The following is a 19,550-nucleotide window of genomic DNA, read 5'->3' on the forward strand; positions in this document are numbered from 1 at the left end:
GCGGTGATCGGACTGCATGCAGGCTCTACGGGATCGACATGACCCCAGCAGCAGCGGCATCGACAACAGAGGTGCGCTGGCACCACCTCGAACGAACACACATCCTCTCGCAGCACTATCCGTGATTGCATGCTCTCAACCACGCCGCGATGGTGAAAGCTGCGGCGGTAGAACATGATCGGCGCGAATCCTGGGGTCAGGTGATCCGGATCGTGATCGCTGCTCCAGGATCGTGGTCGGGGCGATACCCGGCCGGTAACACCGGCCGGGTCGAGGCGGGACCGATGTCGCCGATGCCCATTCCGCAGGACCGTACGGACGCGCTGAGAGGCAGATAGCGGTCATCAGTTCAGGCCTGCGTAGGAGTGCAGGCCGGAGACGACCATGTTGATGATGAACAGATTGAACAGCATCGCCACGAATCCGGCGATGTTGATCCATGCTGCGCGGGTGTTGCGCCACCCGCTGGTGGCGCGGGCGTGCAGGTAGGAGGCGTAGACGATCCAGGTGATGAAGGAGACCGTTTCTTTCGGATCCCAGCCCCAGAACCGGCCCCACGCGGCTTCGGCCCAGATAGCGCCGAGGATGACGCCGACGCCGAAGAGCGGGAAGGCGAAGATCGTGGTCTTGTAGGCCACGATGTCCAGTGTCTGCGCGGAGGGCAGGCGGGCTGCGATCCGGCTCACGCGGCTGCCCGAGTCCTCGGGATGCTTCATGCGGATCAGGAACAGTATGCTCGCAACCCCGGAGATCAGGAACACCCCGCTGCCGAGCGAGACGATGGAGACGTGCACCGGCAGCCAGTACGACTGCAGTGCCGGTACCACCGGTGCTGCGTCGGCGTACAGCACGGTGCCGGCGACGAACAGCAGGATCAACGTCGGCACCAGAACGAACAACCACAGGGTGCGTAGCTGCGTCGAGCGCAGCACCACCAGTGCAGCGACTACACCTGCTGCGCAGGTGACCGAGACGAATTCGTACATGTTGCCCCACGGCGGCCTGCCGGTGGCGATCCCGCGAAGGATGATCGACCCGATATGCAGGGTCAGTGCCACCATCACCAGCCCGAGTCCGCTACGCCCGAAACGTTCGGATGGAACTCGCCGGGGTGCGTCGGGAATGCGTCCGGGCGTCGTCGACGTGGCAGCAATGATCCGAGCACGAAGTCGCTCCGTATTGTGCAGTTCCGCGCTACGGGTCGTTGCGAGCTGTGCGAGGAATGCGATCGCGGCGAGGAGATAGACCACGAAGGCGGTCTCGAAGCTGATGTCGCTCCACCGGGCGAGGGTGTCGTCGATCGGCATGGTGCTACACCGTTTCTCTGTCGTGGTTCTCGGACGGGCTCTGCGTGTGCGGCCAGATCTTCAACCGAAGGGTCTGGAATTCCGGTCCCCAGCCGGCGTGATCGGTGCGAGCCAGGCCACCCATGTCCACTGGCGAGAGACCGCGCTCGCCGGGGTGGACCCGGAACCAGACACGGCGACGTGTGATGACCAGGGACACCAGTAGTCCGGTCATCATCGTGACCGCGAACACGAGCACCCACCGCTGCGCGGGGTCGTATCCGACCTGGAGGTTCGCGAATTCCTTGGCACCGTCGAACCGGACGACGGTGCCGTCGGAGAGGGTCGTCGATTCTCCGGGCCGCAGGTTGACCCGGTCCTGCTTGACCAGCCGGCCCTGGTTGATCATCTCCTGGTCCAGGGAGAAGATCGACTGCGGGATGCCGGTGTCGAGACCGGTGTCGCCTTTGTAGATGTCCACTGCCACCGCGGGATCGACCAGTTCCGGGAAGCGGGAGGAGAGCAGGTTGCCGTTGAATTGCGCGGTGGGCGCGAAGAGTCCTTCGATGGCGATCTGCCCTCGGCGGCGCTCCTCGGCGGTGGCGTAGGTCCCCCCGGGTGGGTCGAATCGCAGCGCGCCGCTGCTGAGGAACGTGGTGGCGTCGTCGGGGCGGAACTGCAGCGCTTCGGTGCGGGTCTGGCCGTCGGGGAAGGTGACGGTGAACTCGGGGGCGTAGCCGTGTCCGGTGAGGTAGATGCGTTCGTCGCCGAGCCGGAGGGGTTCGTTGACTTTGAGTTGATAGTCGCGCCAGGTGTCGGCGGCGATGTCGTCGGCGCTCTGGTAGGAGATGTTCGAGGTGAACATCTCGGCCTGACCGTTCTCGAGGTAGTCGGCGGTGAAATCTCTGACCCGGATACAGAACGGCTCGAGTCCGGTGCCGTCGGTGCTGTTGCCGGCGCGAAAGGAGTCGTAGATCGCGGGCGAGGTGTTGCAGAAACCGGGCCCGTTGTCGGCGATGACGATGACCGAGCCTTCGTAGCCGAACAGTTTGCCGATCGCGATGGCCGCGAGCAGACCGATCAGCGAGAAGTGAAACAGCAGGTTCCCGGCCTCGCGGGTGTAGCCCTTCTCCGCCGAGAGAGTCAGTGCCCCATCGGGCTCGGGTCGAACGGCGGTACGCCACCCTTTCAAGTGCCGCGCGATGTCGGCGATCACCTTCTCGGGGTCACCGGCGAGGGTGCCCGAATGATGCAACGGTAGTCGAGTGAGGTTTCGCGGTACTCGAACAGGTTGTGCGCGAAGAGCTTTGCCGTGCTCGATCAACCGGGGAGTCAGACAGCCGATCAGCGACACGAACAACAGGACGTAGATCGCGGTGAACCAGGAACTCGCGAACACGTCGAACAATTCCAGCGTGTCCATCACCGGCCCGAGAACCGGACGCGCGGCAATGAAAGAATCGACGGCCTGGGTATTGAGATTGCGCTGCGGCAGCAAAGCGCCGGGGACAGCTGCGGCGGCGAGGAGGAACAGCAGCACCAACGCTGTCCGCATCGACGTCAGTTGTCGCCACCGGTTGCGCAGCATCGCCACTGTTCTGCGCACCAGTCCCGGCGAGTGCGCACGGGGGTGTTCGTCGATCGTCATCTCCGCACGCCCTTCACCGACCACCATCTAAATACTACGCGACATAGTAGTTTGCGGGGTTCGGTGTGATGGAGCGTGGTCGGCGCAGCAGCGAGAACGCCAGTGCTGCACCAGCGCCGGTGGCGGCAATCCATTCCGGAACGCTGCCGGTGATCGTCGCCGGGGTGAGGGTGGTGCTCAGTGACACCTCGGTGACGACAGCTGCGGGGGTGAACAGCTCCGTGCGCTCGACGACCTCCCCGCGTGCATCGATGACGGCGCTGACGCCGCTGGTGGCCGACACGACGACGCTGCGCCCGTGTTCGACCGCTCGTACCCGCGACATGGCGAGTTGTTGATAGGTCATGTTCGTCCGACCGAAAGTGGCGTTGTTGGTGGGCACTGCGATCAGCTGGGCACCGGCGCGCACGGAGTCGGTGAGCAACGAGTCGAAGGCGACCTCGTAGCAGGTGGCCACCGCGACGTGCACTCCGGCGAGGTCGAGGACGCCGTTGCCCTGGCCCGGGGTGAAGTTTCCTGCCTGGGCGGCATAGGGAGAGAGTGCGGTGACGATCGTGCGCATCGGCAGGTACTCCCCGAACGGCACCAGTTGCCGCTTGTCGTGCCTCTGCCCGGGCCCGGTGACGGGATCCCACACGATCGAGGTGTTGCTCGTGGTGCCGTCGTCTCGGCGGAGAACCGTGCCGACGAGTACGGGGACTCCGACGGCGCGGGCCGCGGCGTCGATACGTGCGGCGGCGTCGGGGTTGCGCAGGGGATCGATGTCGGAGGAGTTCTCCGGCCAGATGACCAGGTCGGGTGCGCGTACGCGGCCGGAGTCGATGTCGGCGGCGAGCTCGATGGTGCGCTGAACATGGTTGTCGAGAACCGCGCGTCGTTGGGCGTTGAAGTCGAGACCGAGACGCGGGACGTTGCCTTGCACCAAGGCGACGGTGACCGTGTCCTGCTGCGGCGGAGCGAACAGTGGAGCCACCATCGTGAGCGCCCCTACAGCAGTGGCCACACCGATGCACGACGCTGCTGCAGTTCTGCGGGTGATGCGACCGGAGGCAACGACGCCGGCCAGAGCGGACCCGATCAGCACCACGACGAACGACAACCCCGGCGCGCCGATCACCGCAGCCAGAGGCAGCAGCGGCCCGTCGGATTGACCGAATGCGATGCGGCCCCAAGGGAAGCCGCCGAACGGGACCCGAGATCGTGCCGCTTCCATCGCCACCCAGGCGCTCGCCACCCAGACCGGCGCCCACGGCAGTCGGGACATCCGATCCGCTACCGCACCGAACAGTGCCACGAAGAGTGCTTGAACGACGGACAGCGCCAGCCACGGCACCGATCCGACGTACTCCCCCACCCACGGCAGCAGAGGCACGAAGAACGCCGAGCCGGCGACGAAGCCGTAGCCGGCCCCCGCACGCGCCCCTCGCCCGCGCACAGCCAACAGCAGCATTGCAAGTGCTACCGGAGCGAGAAACCACAGATCGATGGGCGGGAATGTGGCATACAACATCAGCCCGGATGAGGCGGCGGCGAGGAGCCGGATCCACGCGCGGACTCCGTTGCTGCCGGTCACCCACCGCGCCCGGCTCGGGTCGTAGACGAGAGGTCGAGGCCCGGGCTCGATGCCGGGAGCCGATCTCATGACGGCACGCGCGTGCAGCCGGTACCGGAGGAGCCTCTGCCGTTCATCAACTACTATGGTGCATAGTATTTTATGTGATGGCAACTCTGCGGCGGTGACCGATCCCCTTCCGTCGACACCCAGCACCTGTCCGAGATACACACCCGAGAACGAGGATCCGTGAACCGCTCGCCCACCACGTCTCCCACGCGGCTGCGTGCTTACGCAGTGACTCTCGTGCTGACATTGGTCGCTACCGCGCTGACCGTCGACTACTGGGCGCAAGAAGCATTGGTCGGCTCTCCGATCCCACTACCGATCCTCGAATTGCGGCTCGCCTTCAACCGCGGAATGGCCTTCAGTCTGGGCAATTCGCTGCCCCTATGGGTGATCGTGTCGGTCACGGCGACGATCACCGCCGGGGTCGCGGCCTACGGATGGCACAGCGCTCGGCACGGGGAGCAGTGGACCACGGTGGCGCTGGCGTTGATCCTCGCCGGCGCGCTGTCCAACGTTCTGGACCGGCTTGTCGACGGTGCGGTCACGGACTACTTTCACACCGGTTGGTGGCCGACATTCAACCTCGCCGACATCTACATCACCTGCGGGGTGGTGCTGATGATCGGGGCGGCACTGGCACGCGAGAGGGCACAAGGGTTGCCCCTCTGCCCGCAGTGCCCGACAGCGCCGGATCGTGAACGTGCATGAGATATCTCGGCGTTCGAATCGAATGCCCTGCAGTGCACATACATTCGCGACAGGACAATCATGCTGATCCGCTCGAACAGTGAGGGTGATCGACACCGGAACTGCTCGAAACATAGTCGACTACAACCACCGACACGCGATCGTCGCCTCTCGCTCACCGAGGCGTACCGAGGGGAGCCTGCTGTATGAGCGAGGACATCCCGGCGCTACCGCGCCGTATTTTTCTCGCTACGAGCTGCGCTACAGCGTGCCTGACTGCCGCCGGATGCAGCGTCGGCGAAGCCCCGTCCGGTGAGGACACCGCTTCCGACGGTCCCGTCACCTTGTCGGTGAACGATGTTCCTGTCGGCGGTGGAATCGTGCTCGCCGACCGGCAGGTCGTCGTCACCCAACCGGAACCCGGTATCTTCCGGGCCTTCTCGGCTATCTGTTCTCACCGAGGGTGCACAGTGAACCGAGTTCGCAACGGCACGATCGAGTGCCCCTGCCACAACAGTGCGTTCTCGATCACCGACGGGGCGGTCATGCGCAGCCCCGCCACCGAGCCACTGCCGAACCGTGCCGTGACCAGAACCGTCGATACCCTCACCGTCGACTGATCCATCACCGGGCGCGAACATGCGAGGTGGACGGGTTCGGGGTGAACGGTCTCGACCGGGCCGATGTGCGGCACTCGAGGACCCACTCTGTGCCCCCACCCGACGGGTGCCGGTTCGGTACATCGCTGCCGTGTCGACGACAGCACAGCGTGCCGATCGCGCACCGGGTCGAGACCTGCCTACCAATTGACCTCTCGGCACCGGCCTTCGCCTTCCCGGGGTTCGACCTGCACAGTGGCGTGTTCGAGACCGAACTCGTTGCGGAGAACCTGCTGCGCTGCAGCGAGCACCCGCGGTGTCTCGGCCTCCGGGGCGACCGTCAGATGCGCCGACGCGACCTCCATCCCCGACGTCAGTGTCCATATGTGCAGATCGTGCACCTCTTCGACATCGTCGACATCGGTCAGGGCCCTTTCCACGGCGGCGACATCGATGCCCGCCGGAGCATGTTGCAGCAGAATTCGTACGGCGTGACGGCCCAGGTTGAACGCGCGTGGCAGGACGAACACGCCGATGGCGACCGCGATGACCGGGTCGGCGTACCGCCACCCGAACAGGACGGTGACCAGTCCGCTGACCAGTACGCCGATCGAGCCGAGCATGTCCGCCATCACCTCGAGATACGCACCCCGAACATTGAGGCTGTCCTTGGCGCCGCTGCGCAGCAGGACGAACGCGATGAGGTTCATCACGAGCCCGAGGGTGGCCACCGCCATCACCGGGACGCCGGGGACCTCGGGCGGATTCGTGATGCGTTGCGCGGCTTCGTAGAGAATCCAACCGGCCACACCGAACAGCAGAAGTGCATTGAACAATGCGGCGAACACCTCGGCTCGGTAGAGCCCGAACGTGCGGGCAGCCTTGGTCGATCGTCGCTGTGCGAGTGTGATCGCCACGATCGCCATCAGCACCCCGAACACGTCGGTGAACACGTGTGCGGAATCGGAGAGCAACGCCAGCGACGAGGTGGACAGGCCGACGACGACCTGCGTCACCAGGGTGACCGCCCCCAGACCGACAGCGATCCACAGTCGCCCGAGGTGCTTACCGGACGCGCTGGCCGGTGAACCCGGCTCTATCCCGTGGCCATGTCCGTGCCCCATCGTTGCTCCTTCGTCGTGTCAGATCCGCAGAACGACAACATATTGCGATATGCGCATACATGCAAGTGTTGAAGGATCATCCGGCGGTGGCTGCCCGGACTCGTACAACTATCATTCGTAGTAGTTCATTGTCGGCGCAGGTCGGACTGCCTCGCGCCCATGCCGGAAACACGATCCACCGGGAAGAGGCGCACACCATGGCCACCGAAGCGGCCCATTCGACCCGCGGCGCAGTGGATCGACGCTCCGGATCGCAGGTGATGGTGCTGTGCGCAGCGATTGCCGCGGTGGTCGCTGCACTGCTCGCAGCGATGTCGACGTCGCAAGCGCTCGTGCTGTTGGGTCTGCCCGATCCGGGCCCGATCACCACGTACGGGATCCCGGCACTGACCGCGATCGGCGAGGTGGCTGCCGTCGTGGCGGCGGGGTCGCTGCTCCTCGCGGCATTTCTCGTTCCGCCTCAGAGGTCGGGTGTGCTCGACATCGACGGGTACATCGCCGTCCGCACCGCGGCGAAGGCCTCCGCAGTGTGGGCGGTGTGCGCGGCGGCGTTGGTGCCGCTGACACTCTCGGACGCCTCGGGTCAACCTGTCGGATCCGTTGCAGCGCAACCGGTGCAGTTCCTCGGTGCGATCGGCGATGTCGAGGCCTCCACTGCATGGGCCATCACCTCTGCGGTCGCGGCGATCACCGCCGCAGCATGCGCGGCGGTGTTGCGGCATCGATGGACCCCCGCCTTGTTCGCCCTGTCGATGCTCGCGTTGATCCCGCGCGCGGTCACCGGCCACTCCTCGACCGGCGGCAATCACGACATCGCGACGAACTCGTTGATCCTGCACATCCTCGCTGCCGCTCTGTGGGTGGGCGGACTCCTCGCACTTCTCGCTCATGCGCTGCGCGGAGGTGGACACCTTGCCGTCGCGACCCGCCGCTACTCGACGCTCGCTCTGGTCGCGTTCGTGATCATGGCGGTCTCCGGAGTGGTCAACGCTGCCGTGCGAGTGCCCGTGACGTCGCTGTGGGATTCGACGTACGGCGCTCTGATACTGGCGAAGATCGCAGCCCTGGCGATCGTGGGGACCCTCGGGTGGATACAGCGACGACGAACGGTCCGCGCTCTGGCTCACGACCCCGCGAGGCGCAGATCCCTGATCACGTTGTCGATGATCGAGACCCTCGTTCTCGTCACCACAGTGGGCCTGGCGGTCGCACTGGGCCGCACTCCCCCGCCCCCGCCGCAGGACACCTCGCTGCCCCAGGCGCACGAAGAGGCCTTGGGCTACGTGTTGGACGGCCCGCCCACCGCTGCGCGGTTGGCGTTCGAGTGGCGTTTCGACCTGGTGTTCGGCTCCGCTGCGGTGATCGCGGCCGTCCTGTACCTGGTGGCCGTGCGGCGCCGCCGGCGGGTAGGCCTGCCATGGCAGAGGCGGTGGACAGCGAGCTGGTTGATGGGCACTGCGGTGCTGCTCGTGGCGACCTCGTCCGGGGTCGGGCTCTACAGCCCGGCGATGTTCAGCGTGCACATGGCGGGACTGACCGCGGTCGCCATCGCCGTGCCGTTGCTGTTGGTCCTCGGCCGACCGGCAACCTTGTTCGCCTCGGTCCTGCCGACCGCGCCGGCAGCCGAAGCACCGGGCTCGCGCGAATGGCTCCGGGCTGCATGGCAGAGCCGAGCAGCCCGGATCGCGATACACCCGTGGGTCAGCACCACGGTGTTCCTGAGCAGCTTCTACCTGCTCTACCCCGGCGGACTGTTCGACACCGTCGCCGACTCGCATGTGGCACACATGGTGATGAAGGGCTGGTTCCTGACCGTCGGGATGGTGATGTTCTGGGGCACGGTCGGCGAAGACCCGGTACCGAGACCGATCGCGGGACTGACGAAGTTGCTCGCGAGTATCACCGCATTGGCCGGGTTCGCATTCTTCCTCGTCGTGACGATCGATCTCGAGACCGCGCTCGGAGCGAGCTTCTACAGCGGACTGCGTCTGGACTGGAACGCAGACCTGCTGGCCGACCAGCGGCGCGGCGGCACTCTGGCGTGGGGCATCGGGGAGTTGCCGTTGCTCGCTGCCGCGGTTCTCGCCGCGGTCCGGTGGTCGGCGGCCGACGAGAGCGCGGCACGGCAACGAGACCGCCGAGTCGACGATCAAGGTGATACCGAACTCGAGGCGTACAACACCATGCTCGGTGGCCTGTCCTCTCGGCGCGATCACCCCTGATACCCGAAACGCCCAGCCCTGTTCCGGTGCGGATGTCGTAGCCCGGCGGGATGTCGTAGCCCGGCGGGATGTCGTAGCCCGGCGGGATGTCCTCCGAGGACCGTGACCAGCGGTACGGACGAATCCGGGTCGAGTGGGATGGAAAAACTATGCTCGATAGTAGTAACCTGTGGCCTGACCGTCACCATTTCGTTATCTCGAGCGAGGCCACGGCCTCGTAGCCACCAAGGATTGTGATCTTGGCCCGACACCGCACACCCGATCCGATCGACGACGACTACGCAGCGCCGGCACCCGGCGTCGCGGTCTCGATGCCCGTCGGCAACAGGCCGACGGCGCTCATCGATCACCCCCGTCATCGACACGCCGGGTTCGCACCCTCGCGTTTCGTGACCGAGTCGCCCGCCGAGACCGTGTACTCCGACAATCGGTCGCAGGACGAGCACACGCCTTCGGCGCAGACGCCCGCACCGGATGTACCCGCTCACGCGGTCAGCGCCGCCTGGGACACCGCGGCCGCGGACACTGCCGCGTCGATGTGGGTGCACGTGGCCGGTCCGGACGAGACGACACACGGCGACGGTGGCCGCGATGTAGTGCAGGCCGTGTCGCGACGTGCTCGCCGCGGACTTCATCGCCGCCGGGTGCCGAAGCCGGGTGGCCGCGCCATCGCTGCGTCGGTCGCGGTCGGTGCCTTTCTGTCCGCGGCAGCGACGTCTCCGAACACCGGGTCGCAGGACAGTGTGGCGCTCAGCGCTGCGAGTATCGATAGCCCTCCCGCCGGCGTCCTGCCGCCGAGCCCGGTCGTCGCCTCACCCCCGCAGGTGTTGCAAATGCCCGATCTCGATGTCGGCCGGCTCGCGCAGCGCATGACCGAGCAACTCGCCGAGGGGGGAGTTCGGGCGGCGGAGCGCGCCGCACGCGATGCCGAGGCGCGGCGCCCGCTCTCGGTGGTGCCGGTGTCGGGCACATTGACCTCCAGTTCTGGGCCGCGTTGGGGGACAACGCATTACGGACTCGACATCGCCAATACGATCGGGACGCCGATCGTATCGGTGACCGACGGTGAGGTCATCGAAGCAGGGCCGGCGCAAGGGTTCGGCCTGTGGGTGCGTATTCGTCAGGACGACGGCACGATCGGGGTGTACGGCCACATAGACCAGGCGCTCGTCACCGCCGGTCAACGCGTGAAAGCCGGCGAGCTCATTGCTACGGTAGGCAACCGAGGCCAATCCACCGGACCCCACCTGCATTACGAAGTGTGGCAACCCGACGGTGCCAAGTCCGACCCGACGGCGTGGCTGTCGGCACGCGGAGTCGATATCAGCTGACACGACGAGGAAAGAAGATCTGGCGATGAAAAGGCTCGGTGATCTCGAAGCGGAGGTGATGAACGTGCTCTGGGAATGTGACCGACCACAGTCGGTCCACGACCTGCGTGAACTCATGGCCGACAGAAACCCCGCCTACACCACGATCCTGACCGTCGTGACCCATCTCCACGAGAAAGGGTGGGTCGAGCGGACCAAGCAGTCACGCGCCTATCTCTACTCGCCCGTGCAGTCGCGCGCGGAGGCCACCTCGCAAGCGCTGCGCGAAATCCTCGACACCAGTACCGACTCGGCCGCGGTGCTGATGCATTTCGCGAAAACCGTCACCGACGACGAGCTCGACGCTCTGCGGGGGAACCTGCCGGACGTGAACCGGTGATCGTCGCGCTGGTGTTGCTCCTCGCGGCGATCATCGCGGCCGTCGCCCTGCCGCAGCCGCTGACCTCGCTCACCCGCACCGTGAGCCCCACTCTCGCCTTGACCGCATGGATCGGCAGCATCGCCGGGGTGCTGTTTCTCGTGGGATCCGCGGTGGCCGTGTTGCTCTGGCCCGGTCATGCGCCCGCCGAGGGCATGGTCGAACTCGCCGTCCGCTGTCTGGGGTCACTGCAACACGCGGCGCAGCCGTGGATCGGGGAAGCGGTCGCCGGGGCATCGGTCGTCCTCGCGGTATCGGCGTCGGCGCGCGTCCTGCGCTCGACTCGCCGTCAGCTTCGAGCCCGGTCCAAAGTCCGCGACTATCACCGCGATGTCATCGCCGTCGTCGCGCGCACGGACCCCGGACCCGAACCGATCATGTGGCTCGACCACCCGCTCCCGCTGGCCTACAGCATCGACGGTCGCCCCGGCTACGTCGTGGCCACCGAAGGCCTGCTTGCCCATCTCGATCCCGATCAACAGCGGGCAGTGATCGCACACGAACGTGCCCACCTGCGCGGGCGCCACCACCGCATCGTCAACATCTGCGAGATCCTGGCCAAAGCACTTCCTCGCGTTCCCCTCTTCGCCGCGGCACCTGCAGCGGTGCGGGTTCTGGTCGAGGTCGCAGCCGACCGGTCCGCGGCCGCGGTCACCAGCGCCGACACTGTGCGTTCGGCCTTGTCGACGGTCTCGCAGGCGCATTCGGCGCGTCCACTGTGGGCGTTGGGCCTGATCGGGGAATCGACCGCCGAGCGGTTGCATCACCTCGACACGAGCGCGCACACGCCGACCCGAACCGGAGCAGGCGCGTACGCTGCCGCCGCCGTGCTGCCGCTCGTGGTGCCGGCCGCCATGGCAATCCTCACCCTCAGTGCGGTCTCCGCCGCAGCGTGCGCGGTTCTGCTGACTTGAACCACCCCCAAAATACTATGCTGCATAGTATTTGGGCTAGGCTGTCGGACGCGTCCTGTAATTCGCGTGCGATTCGAAGGTGGTTCCATGACGGCGCTGACATCTCCTCCGGCTGCGCCGGCGGTCCGCCCCTATCCTCCCCGCGGGGCACGCAAGGGGTCGTTCCTGCACACGATGGTCACCACCACCGATCCGAAGGTCATCGGGCTGATGTACTTGGTGACCTCGTTCGGGTTCTTCCTCGTCGGTGGCCTGATGGCGTTGATCATGCGCTCCGAACTCGCGGTCCCGGGAATGCAGTTCCTCTCCAACGAGCAGTACAACCAGCTCTTCACCATGCACGGCACGATCATGCTGCTGCTCTACGCCACCCCGATCGTCTTCGGCTTCGGCAACTACATCCTGCCGCTGCAGATCGGCGCACCCGATGTCGCCTTCCCCCGGCTCAATGCCTTCTCCTACTGGCTGTACCTGTTCGGCGCACTGGTCACCACCGCAGGTTTCATCAGCCCCGGCGGTGCCGCAGACTTCGGCTGGACCGCGTACACCCCGTTGAGCAGCGCCGTCTACTCCCCCGGTATCGGATCCGACCTGTGGATCGTGGGCCTGCTCGTCGCCGGCCTGGGCACCATCCTGGGCGGGGTCAACATGGTCACCACCGTGGTGTGCCTGCGCGCACCGGGAATGACGATGTTCCGGCTACCGATCTTCACCTGGAACATCCTGGTGACCTCGATCTTGATCCTGCTGGCGTTCCCACTGCTGACCGCAGCACTGATGGGCCTGCTCGCCGACCGGAAACTCGGCACCCACATCTTCGATCCCGCCAACGGCGGAGCGTTGCTCTGGCAGCACCTGTTCTGGTTCTTCGGACACCCCGAGGTCTACATCATCGCGCTACCGTTCTTCGGAATCGTCTCGGAGATCTTCCCGGTCTTCTCCCGCAAACCCATCTTCGGGTACAAGGGGTTGATCTACGCCACCGTCGGCATCGCCGCCCTGTCCATCGCGGTGTGGGCGCACCACATGTACGCCACCGGTGCCGTGCTGCTGCCGTTCTTCTCGTTCATGACCTTCCTCATCGCCGTGCCGACCGGGGTGAAGATCTTCAACTGGATCGGCACCATGTGGCGCGGCCAGGTCACCCTCGAATCCCCCATGCTCTTCTCCATCGGATTCCTGATCACGTTCGTCTTCGGTGGACTGTCCGGAGTGCTCCTGGCGAGCCCGCCCATCGACTTCAACGTCACCGACACCTACTTCGTCGTCGCGCACTTCCACTACGTCGTGTTCGGAACGGTCGTGTTCGCGACCTACGCCGGCATCTACTTCTGGTTCCCCAAGATGACCGGCCGCATGCTCGACGAACGACTGGGCAAGTGGCACTTCTGGCTGACGTTCCTCGGCTTCCACGCCACCTTCCTCGTCCAGCACTGGCTCGGCGCCCAAGGAATGCCGCGCCGCTACGCCGACTACCTCCCGTCCGACGGATTCACCACCCTCAACCAGATCTCGACCGTGGGATCGTTCGTCCTCGGGGCCTCGACGCTGCCGTTCATCTGGAACGTGTTCAAGAGCTACCGCTACGGCGAAGTGGTCACCGTCGACGACCCCTGGGGCTTCGGTAACTCCCTCGAGTGGGCGACCAGTTGCCCACCCCCGCGGCACAATTTCATCGAGATGCCCCGGATCCGCTCCGAGCGGCCGGCGTTCGAGCTGCACTATCCGCACATGGTCGAACGCATCCGCGCCGAGCAGCACGTCGGTGGCCCGCACTCGGATTCGATCGCGCCCTCGGAAGTGATCACCGAAGCGATTGCCGGACCGGACGTATCGAAACGGCCGGACGTCGACAAGTAACACGGTCGACCGACCCCCGTAGGCTCACACCCCCTTACTACTAGTGCGCATAGTAGTAAGGAGAATCAGTACGACCAGAGGAGAACCGAACGTGAAACGATGGATGCTGGTCGCCGTGCTCATGTGCGGCACAGCACTGTTCTCCGCGGCCCCGGCATCGGCGCACAGTGAACTCGTCAGCTCCGACCCCCCGGCCGATGTGACGCTCGAGTTCGCACCGATCGGCGTCGGCCTCAAGTTCAATCAGGACATCAACGAATCGTTCGCGACCATCAGCGTGGTAGGTCCTGGCGATACTCAGTGGACGCAGGGTACGGCCACGGTCGAGGGCCCCGACGTATCGGTCCTGCTCGAGGACGGCCTACCCAACGGGCAGTACACCGTCGGCTACCGCGTCACCTCCGCGGACGGGCACCCGATCACCGGGTCGTACGGCTTTTCGGTCGACGTCGCGGAGACCGCCACCCGCCCGGACGCTGCTGCACAGCAATCGCAGGGCGGTGCGACCTCGCCGGCTCCCTCGACCACGCCGACGCAGGCCTACGATCCGAACAACCCGTCCGCCAGCGAGGACCGGCCACCGAAACAGAACACCATGATGCTGCTCTCCATCGTGGGCCTGACTGTCCTCGGTCTCGCTGCCATCGCCCTGACGTTGGTGATCCGAGGCAAGGACAAGCAATGACAGGGGCCCGATGAACATCGCCGCCGTAACTCCCCCGGAAGGCCCGCCGACCCTGGCAGCGTTGCTGAGCTTCGATCTTCCGCCGCTCCCGATCCTGCCGATCGCCGGCATCGTCATGGCCGGACTGTACTGCTGGGGGCTCTACCGGATCCGCGGCCGGGGTATCGCATGGTCACGGTGGCGGAGTGCGAGTTTTCTGCTCGGCTGCGCGGCGCTGGTCCTGGTGACCGGACTGCAGGTCGAACGCTACGGATACAGCCTGTTCAGCGTCTTCATGTTCCAGCATCTGACGTTGTCGATGACCATCCCACCGTTGTTGGTGGTGGGTTCGCCCGGACGACTTCTGTTGCGTGCCACCGCTCATCACGGAGCCGGGCGGTGGGTACTGATCGCGGCGCTGACGGGGTTGCGTAGCCGCGCCGGGCGCATCGCACTACATCCAGGTCTGACGATCCCGTTGTTCCTCTTCAGCTATTACGGGCTGTATCTGTCGTCGATCTTCGATGTTCTCGCCATCACAGTCATCGGGCACGTATCGATGGAGATCTTCTTCTTCGCCAGCGGGCTGCTGTTCATCATCCCTGTGCTCGCCGTCGGCCCCCTCCCCGTTCGGCAGAGCAATCTGGGCCGGTTGTTCGACCTGTTCGTCGAGATGCCGTTGCATGTGTTCTTCGGTGTCATCCTGATGATGTCGAGCACCCCCATGCTCGCCACGTTCGCCTCCCCTCCCCCGCAGTGGGGTGTCGATCCGGTATCCGATCAGAAGCTCGCCGGGGCGCTTGCGTGGTCCTACGGTGAGCCGGTGGCCCTGCTGGTGGTGCTCATCTTCTGCATTCGGTGGAACCGGGACGAAAAGGAGGAATCGGCTGCCGCGGACCGGCACGCCGAAGAAGACGGGTACAGCGAACTCAACGCCTACAACGACTTTCTGAAAAAGATCGGTAGCGAGACCAGTCAACGGACCTGAGCTGTCGCGGCCGTCCCGCGCTCGGGGACTGCCGCGAGCTCATCGCCTGATCGCGCTTACTGGCAAGGGCCTGATCGGGCGCATTCATCGCGCACGTGTGCCCACCCCGATTCTGGCTCCACGCTCACCGAGCCAGGCTTGCGGATCGACCTTCTGTCCCGCGGGAGAAGTCGCCTCGAAATGCAGATGCGGACCCGTCGAGTTACCGCGGTTCCCGACCTCTGCAATCCGATCGCCCTTACGGACGCGCTGACCCACCGTGACCGAATTTCCGTTGTTGTGCCCGTAGGTGGTGATCGATCCATCGTCGTGTCTGATCCGAACCCACAGCCCGAAGCCCTGTGCGGGCCCGGCGCTGATGACCGTTCCATCGGCCGCGGCGACGATCGGTGAGCCCAGTGAGTCGGCGATGTCGACACCGCCGTGTTGTGTCCCGCTTCGGGTGCCGAAATTCGAGGTGACCAGTCCGCTGCTGGGTGCGACAGCAGACGCAGTACCTCGGGAGGTGGCCGAGCCACCGGACGTGGAACCGCGCTGCTGTGCTGCATCAGGAACAGAATCTTCGGGCGCGGTCGTCTCGGATGCGGGAGGGGTGTCGGTGGTGCCGGGCACGGGCGAATCGCGGCCGGTGTTGCCCGTCACCGGATCCTGTTCCCCACCTCGGTCGCCGTCGTGCGGGACTGCGGGGTCGAGGGCGTCGACCTGGAGCGATGCGGCGATACGAAGGGCCAGGAGTGGGTCGAGAGTCGCCAACGGGGCCAGGCAGGACAGGGACTGCGCCGGGGCATTCGACACTCCTCGGGCGATGGCGTCGACGATGCATCCTGCCGACGCGGACACCGGGCCGGCGGTGTCCGCGATGACGCCGCCGGCCTGGGCGGCGGCCCACGTCGAGGATGCGAAGGCTGCGAGGTCTGCCACCGCGATCGGATCGGTACCGATTGTCGCGGCCCGATCGGCCAGGCGGATCAACCGGCTGACGGCGTCGGCGGTCTGCTGACCTTCGACCTCGTCCCCGGACTCCACGGCCGGTTGACCCGGATTCGCTTCGGCTACCGGGGCGTGCAGGAACACCGCACCGAGTGCGGCACCGACGATCACGTATGTCCGCGCACCTCGGCATGCGCGACGTCGCCCGCCGCTCGGCGTCGTCTTTCCCGCGTTGTTCACGTGGTCACCCCACCCTTCTCGTTGAATGCCGGTCACGATCGCAGTGGATGCCGTGTCGGCCGTGGGTCAGTGTTGCGTGATCCCATCGACACCACAAGCCCCTTCTGTCACACTCTCGACTGCATTCGTCGCTGTTTCGCCTATCGATTCGGCGTCGAAAGTGAGTGCTTTGCACAGTAACTCGACGATTCGACGCCTTTTCATGCGTGCCGATGCCGGTCATGGGGGTCATCCCAATCGTTATTACTATGCAACATAGTATTTAGATATCGGCGTCAGCTCTCCGGCAACGGTGAGACCCCGTGTGCGCTCAGCAGGACATCGATCTGACCGACCTCGGCGGTTTGCGCGGAGGCGATCGAGCCCGCGAGCGCGGCGACAGCGGGAACTGTCGCGTTCGCTGCTCCCTGCTCTGCCATCGGGATTCCCCCACGATGGTGGCGGCGGAGCAGTTGTAGATACCGGCCGTCGAATTCTTCGGCGTTCATCCGGCGAAGTGCCGTCAGCTCGGCGGTACTGGCCATGCCGGGCATCGACGTCGCGTCCTGTCCGCTGTCGTTCGCGGACGCGCTCATGTCCATCGGGTGACCCCCTGTCGAGCTGGCCCCGGTCATCCACGTCATCGTCGGGCCGTCGGGCAGATATGGCCTGTCCCACAGTGTCAACCAGCCTTGCATCGTGCCGACTTGGCTCTGCTGCGAGGTCAACACGTCGAAGGCGAGGGTCCGGATGACCGGATCCGTCGAGCGTCCCAACGCCATCGCCGACATCTCGATCGCCTGGTTGTGATGGACCGACATGTCCTGCGCGAAACCCACATCCACCGAATTCGATGCCGGTACGGCCACTCGTGCGCTGTCCGGTGTGAGCAGTACGCCGATGAGGACGCCGGACAGGACGAGAGCTGTCACCGCCAAGCCGATGAGCAGTGCCCTGGGCCTGGATCTGGGTCCCGTTTCCGCGGCGTCATTCTGTGCACTGTCGTTCTGTGCATCGTCGATCTGGGCATCGTCGGCCTGGCCGTGCACGGTCATCGACTCCCCTCCCCCATCGGCGCTGGCGCACTGTCGAGGGCCGGGTCTTCCTCGAGGGGCACCGCGTCCGGTCCTGGCTCGCTGGCGTCGAACGGCGGCGGGTTGTCGGGATCGAACGCGCCGGGAATGGTCGAGCAACTGGCTCCGCTCTCGGGGTGGGTCGAGGGGTTCTGTCGCAGAGCAGCGACGAACTGAGTGATGCGCCGGTCGGAGGCATTGTCGAGCTCGAGTCGATGGCCCCACGACTGCAGCGTGATCGGTGCCGTCAGGCCCGGGTAGGGCGACATCATCGTGTAGGGCTCGCCCTCGACCCGCCCGGCGAGTGAACCGACCTCGTCGGAGGAGACCCGGTTCGGGTCGTACGTCACCCACACCGCCCCGTGTTCGAGCGAATGAACCGCGTTCTCGCTGCGTAGCGGGACGGGGTACACCACTCCGGTACACGTCGCCCAGGTCTGGTCGTGAGGGCCGCCGAACGGCGGACTCTGATCGTAGGCAACTCTCTGAGCTGGTTCGACGTGCCGCGCGGCCGGATACTCGACCTCGACGACGCCGTCGATGCCGCGGGAGGGGTCCGGGTCGTCGGCGGTCGGCGCGAACCGCTCGGCCTGATTGCGTTCGAGGACGCGGGGGGCCAGGTTGTATCCGATCGCACCGACGAGCACGACGATGACGACACCCGCGCCTATCACCGCCCAGGGAGCGCGCACGCCCCCGGGCACTCCGGCTGGGCGTGATCGCCGAGTCGAGCTCCGTCGGCCTCGGGCGGGGTTTCTGCTGCTGTTCATATTGCTCCTCCATCAAATACTATGCACCATAGTATTTGAATCAAGGTCCCAGGAAGCCCCTACGCACGACAGGACGGCCGATGCCGGTGTTCCGCGCACCCTCAACTGCTCGCGGGCAGCTTGCCCTTCATGTGCTGGCCTACAACGGTGCACGCCTGCTCTTCGTGTGTGTCGCCGCAGGAGTGCTTTTGGCCGTCGACGCACTGACGAGCCTTGACATTTCCTTCGTGTTGGTACTGCTTGGCGCACTTGCAGCAAGCCTGCCGCTGTCGGCACTGACCCTGAGGAAGCTCCGCCGAACCATCAATGCGGACATCGAAGCAGTCGATCGCACGCGCTCGATCAAGAAGCGAGGCCCCGCGGCGGGACGACCCGGCACCGACAAACCGTGACGTCGGCGCACGGACTTCGGCGTTGGCGTTGGCGTTGGCGTTGGCGGATCGTCCGTGTCGGTCACTGTTCGCCGACCCATTCGACGGACGCTTCGGCGTCCGGCTCGATGTCTAGTAGTTCCAGGGTGCGGTGCATCAGAGTCTCGATCCGATACTCGAGATCATCGACGAGGTCAGGCACATCGGCCAGAGCGGCGTGGGCACGGCGGCGGGCATCGACACCGATTAGCTAGTAGTCCGAGCCTGGTGCAGCTGACACCGGGTGCGGTGGTGTGCCGGTGACGTCAGTTTCCCGCTCGCCACGACCGCGTCGCCACGACAGGGGCGGGCGTGGATCGCGCCGGGGCAGTCGCCCGGAGCGGTGAGCAGCGATGACCGCCCCGACCGCTACCTGGGGCATCGGGTCGGCGGGAAACGGCACGACCCCACCGGTCGATCGGAACGGCGACGGGGCCTGGACGCACCGGCCACCTGCACATACCGGGAAAAGTCTCCCCCGGTACGTGCTCGGTGAGTAGTAGCGTCGAGGGGTAGCGATAGAACCGCAGGACAGTACGCCAGCGTTCCCACATCTCGGCGGGACGGAAGCCTTCCGACTCATCGGCTGATATCCGGACACTGTGCCGCCCACCGATCCACAGGGATGGAACTGACCACGCGCGGATGGGCCGCGAGTTCGTGCTACTTGAGCACGCAAATTACACCGCTGGGTGGGCTTGTCACCGAGGTCGGCAGACGAGGTGCAGGTGGGAGTTCGATTGCTTCCGAAGGGAATACGAACACCGAAGAACCGCCGAGTGAGCT

Annotated in this window: 17 protein-coding genes and 1 pseudogene; 11 read left to right on the forward strand and 7 right to left on the reverse strand. The window is 65.6% G+C overall.

From position 1 onward, the window contains the following. Positions 1–38 precede the first annotated feature (38 nt). Positions 39–338: pseudogene (locus AB0362_RS20175) on the forward strand (DUF3703 domain-containing protein). A 6-nt stretch (positions 339–344) separates the two neighbouring features. On the opposite strand, the gene ccsB reads toward AB0362_RS20175, so the two are convergent. Genes ccsB through lnt form a run of 3 tightly spaced genes read right to left on the reverse strand, consistent with a single transcriptional unit; the run spans position 345 to position 4,444 of the window. Beyond that, complete coding sequence (ccsB, locus tag AB0362_RS20180) at positions 345–1,307, reverse strand: c-type cytochrome biogenesis protein CcsB (RefSeq protein WP_032373342.1); 963 nt, start codon at positions 1,305–1,307, stop codon at positions 345–347. Positions 1,308–1,311: 4 nt separating this feature from the next. Continuing rightward, complete coding sequence (locus AB0362_RS20185) at positions 1,312–2,934, reverse strand: cytochrome c biogenesis protein ResB (protein WP_045841170.1); 1,623 nt, start codon at positions 2,932–2,934, stop codon at positions 1,312–1,314. 34 nt (positions 2,935–2,968) lie between these two features. Then, positions 2,969–4,444 (reverse strand): apolipoprotein N-acyltransferase, encoded by a 1,476-nt coding sequence (gene lnt, locus AB0362_RS20190; RefSeq protein ID WP_228139423.1) that lies wholly within the window; start codon positions 4,442–4,444, stop codon positions 2,969–2,971. A 291-nt stretch (positions 4,445–4,735) separates the two neighbouring features. Between lnt and lspA the strand changes: the two genes are divergently transcribed. After that, positions 4,736–5,263: a signal peptidase II gene (lspA, locus tag AB0362_RS20195; protein WP_052061206.1), complete on the forward strand. Its 528-nt coding sequence runs from the start codon at positions 4,736–4,738 to the stop codon at positions 5,261–5,263. Positions 5,264–5,448: 185 nt separating this feature from the next. Continuing rightward, the gene (locus tag AB0362_RS20200; RefSeq protein WP_008720941.1) at positions 5,449–5,862 is read left to right on the forward strand and encodes a Rieske (2Fe-2S) protein; all 414 of its coding nucleotides are present in this window, start codon (positions 5,449–5,451) and stop codon (positions 5,860–5,862) included. A 179-nt stretch (positions 5,863–6,041) separates the two neighbouring features. Here the strand turns inward: AB0362_RS20200 and AB0362_RS20205 are convergent, their stop codons facing one another. After that, positions 6,042–6,965, reverse strand: coding sequence for a cation diffusion facilitator family transporter (locus AB0362_RS20205; protein WP_008720942.1), 924 nt, complete (start codon positions 6,963–6,965; stop codon positions 6,042–6,044). Between the two features lie 197 nt (positions 6,966–7,162). Between AB0362_RS20205 and AB0362_RS20210 the strand changes: the two genes are divergently transcribed. The 7 genes from AB0362_RS20210 (at position 7,163) to AB0362_RS20240 (ending at position 15,362) form a co-directional block, all read left to right on the forward strand. Then, positions 7,163–9,187 carry a cytochrome c oxidase assembly protein gene (locus tag AB0362_RS20210; RefSeq protein WP_366236074.1) on the forward strand — a complete coding sequence of 675 codons (2,025 nt, stop codon included), beginning with the start codon at positions 7,163–7,165 and terminating at the stop codon, positions 9,185–9,187. 668 nt (positions 9,188–9,855) lie between these two features. Beyond that, positions 9,856–10,518, forward strand: coding sequence for a M23 family metallopeptidase (locus tag AB0362_RS20215; RefSeq protein ID WP_366236128.1), 663 nt, complete (start codon positions 9,856–9,858; stop codon positions 10,516–10,518). A 25-nt stretch (positions 10,519–10,543) separates the two neighbouring features. After that, positions 10,544–10,897, forward strand: coding sequence for a BlaI/MecI/CopY family transcriptional regulator (locus AB0362_RS20220; RefSeq protein WP_032382574.1), 354 nt, complete (start codon positions 10,544–10,546; stop codon positions 10,895–10,897). Next, positions 10,894–11,850, forward strand: coding sequence for a M56 family metallopeptidase (locus AB0362_RS20225; RefSeq protein WP_008720974.1), 957 nt, complete (start codon positions 10,894–10,896; stop codon positions 11,848–11,850). The genes AB0362_RS20220 and AB0362_RS20225 overlap by 4 nt, the downstream gene beginning before the upstream one ends. Positions 11,851–11,937: 87 nt before the next feature. After that, on the forward strand, positions 11,938–13,710 hold the full coding sequence (gene ctaD / locus AB0362_RS20230) for a cytochrome c oxidase subunit I (RefSeq protein WP_072692203.1): 1,773 nt from the start codon (positions 11,938–11,940) through the stop codon (positions 13,708–13,710). A gap of 91 nt (positions 13,711–13,801) precedes the next feature. Next, entirely contained in the window at positions 13,802–14,395 is a 594-nt protein-coding gene (locus AB0362_RS20235; RefSeq protein ID WP_008720475.1) for a copper resistance CopC family protein, read from the forward strand. Between the two features lie 10 nt (positions 14,396–14,405). Beyond that, positions 14,406–15,362 (forward strand): cytochrome c oxidase assembly protein, encoded by a 957-nt coding sequence (locus AB0362_RS20240; RefSeq protein ID WP_008720478.1) that lies wholly within the window; start codon positions 14,406–14,408, stop codon positions 15,360–15,362. A gap of 84 nt (positions 15,363–15,446) precedes the next feature. On the opposite strand, the gene AB0362_RS20245 is transcribed toward AB0362_RS20240, so the two are convergent. From AB0362_RS20245 to AB0362_RS20255, 3 genes are all read right to left on the reverse strand, one after another. Next, positions 15,447–16,568 (reverse strand): M23 family metallopeptidase, encoded by a 1,122-nt coding sequence (locus tag AB0362_RS20245; protein ID WP_230558228.1) that lies wholly within the window; start codon positions 16,566–16,568, stop codon positions 15,447–15,449. 239 nt (positions 16,569–16,807) lie between these two features. After that, positions 16,808–17,566: a DUF305 domain-containing protein gene (locus AB0362_RS20250; RefSeq protein ID WP_008720482.1), complete on the reverse strand. Its 759-nt coding sequence runs from the start codon at positions 17,564–17,566 to the stop codon at positions 16,808–16,810. Next, positions 17,563–18,354, reverse strand: coding sequence for a DUF3105 domain-containing protein (locus tag AB0362_RS20255; protein ID WP_032373348.1), 792 nt, complete (start codon positions 18,352–18,354; stop codon positions 17,563–17,565). The genes AB0362_RS20250 and AB0362_RS20255 overlap by 4 nt, the downstream gene beginning before the upstream one ends. A gap of 80 nt (positions 18,355–18,434) precedes the next feature. On the opposite strand from AB0362_RS20255, the gene AB0362_RS20260 reads away from it, so the two are divergent. After that, positions 18,435–18,746: a DUF4229 domain-containing protein gene (locus AB0362_RS20260; RefSeq protein WP_008720486.1), complete on the forward strand. Its 312-nt coding sequence runs from the start codon at positions 18,435–18,437 to the stop codon at positions 18,744–18,746. The last annotated feature ends 804 nt before the right edge of the window (positions 18,747–19,550 follow it).

The sequence above is a fragment of the Rhodococcus sp. NPDC079359 genome (assembly GCF_040702585.1).
Taxonomy (GTDB): Bacteria; Actinomycetota; Actinomycetes; order Mycobacteriales; family Mycobacteriaceae; genus Rhodococcoides.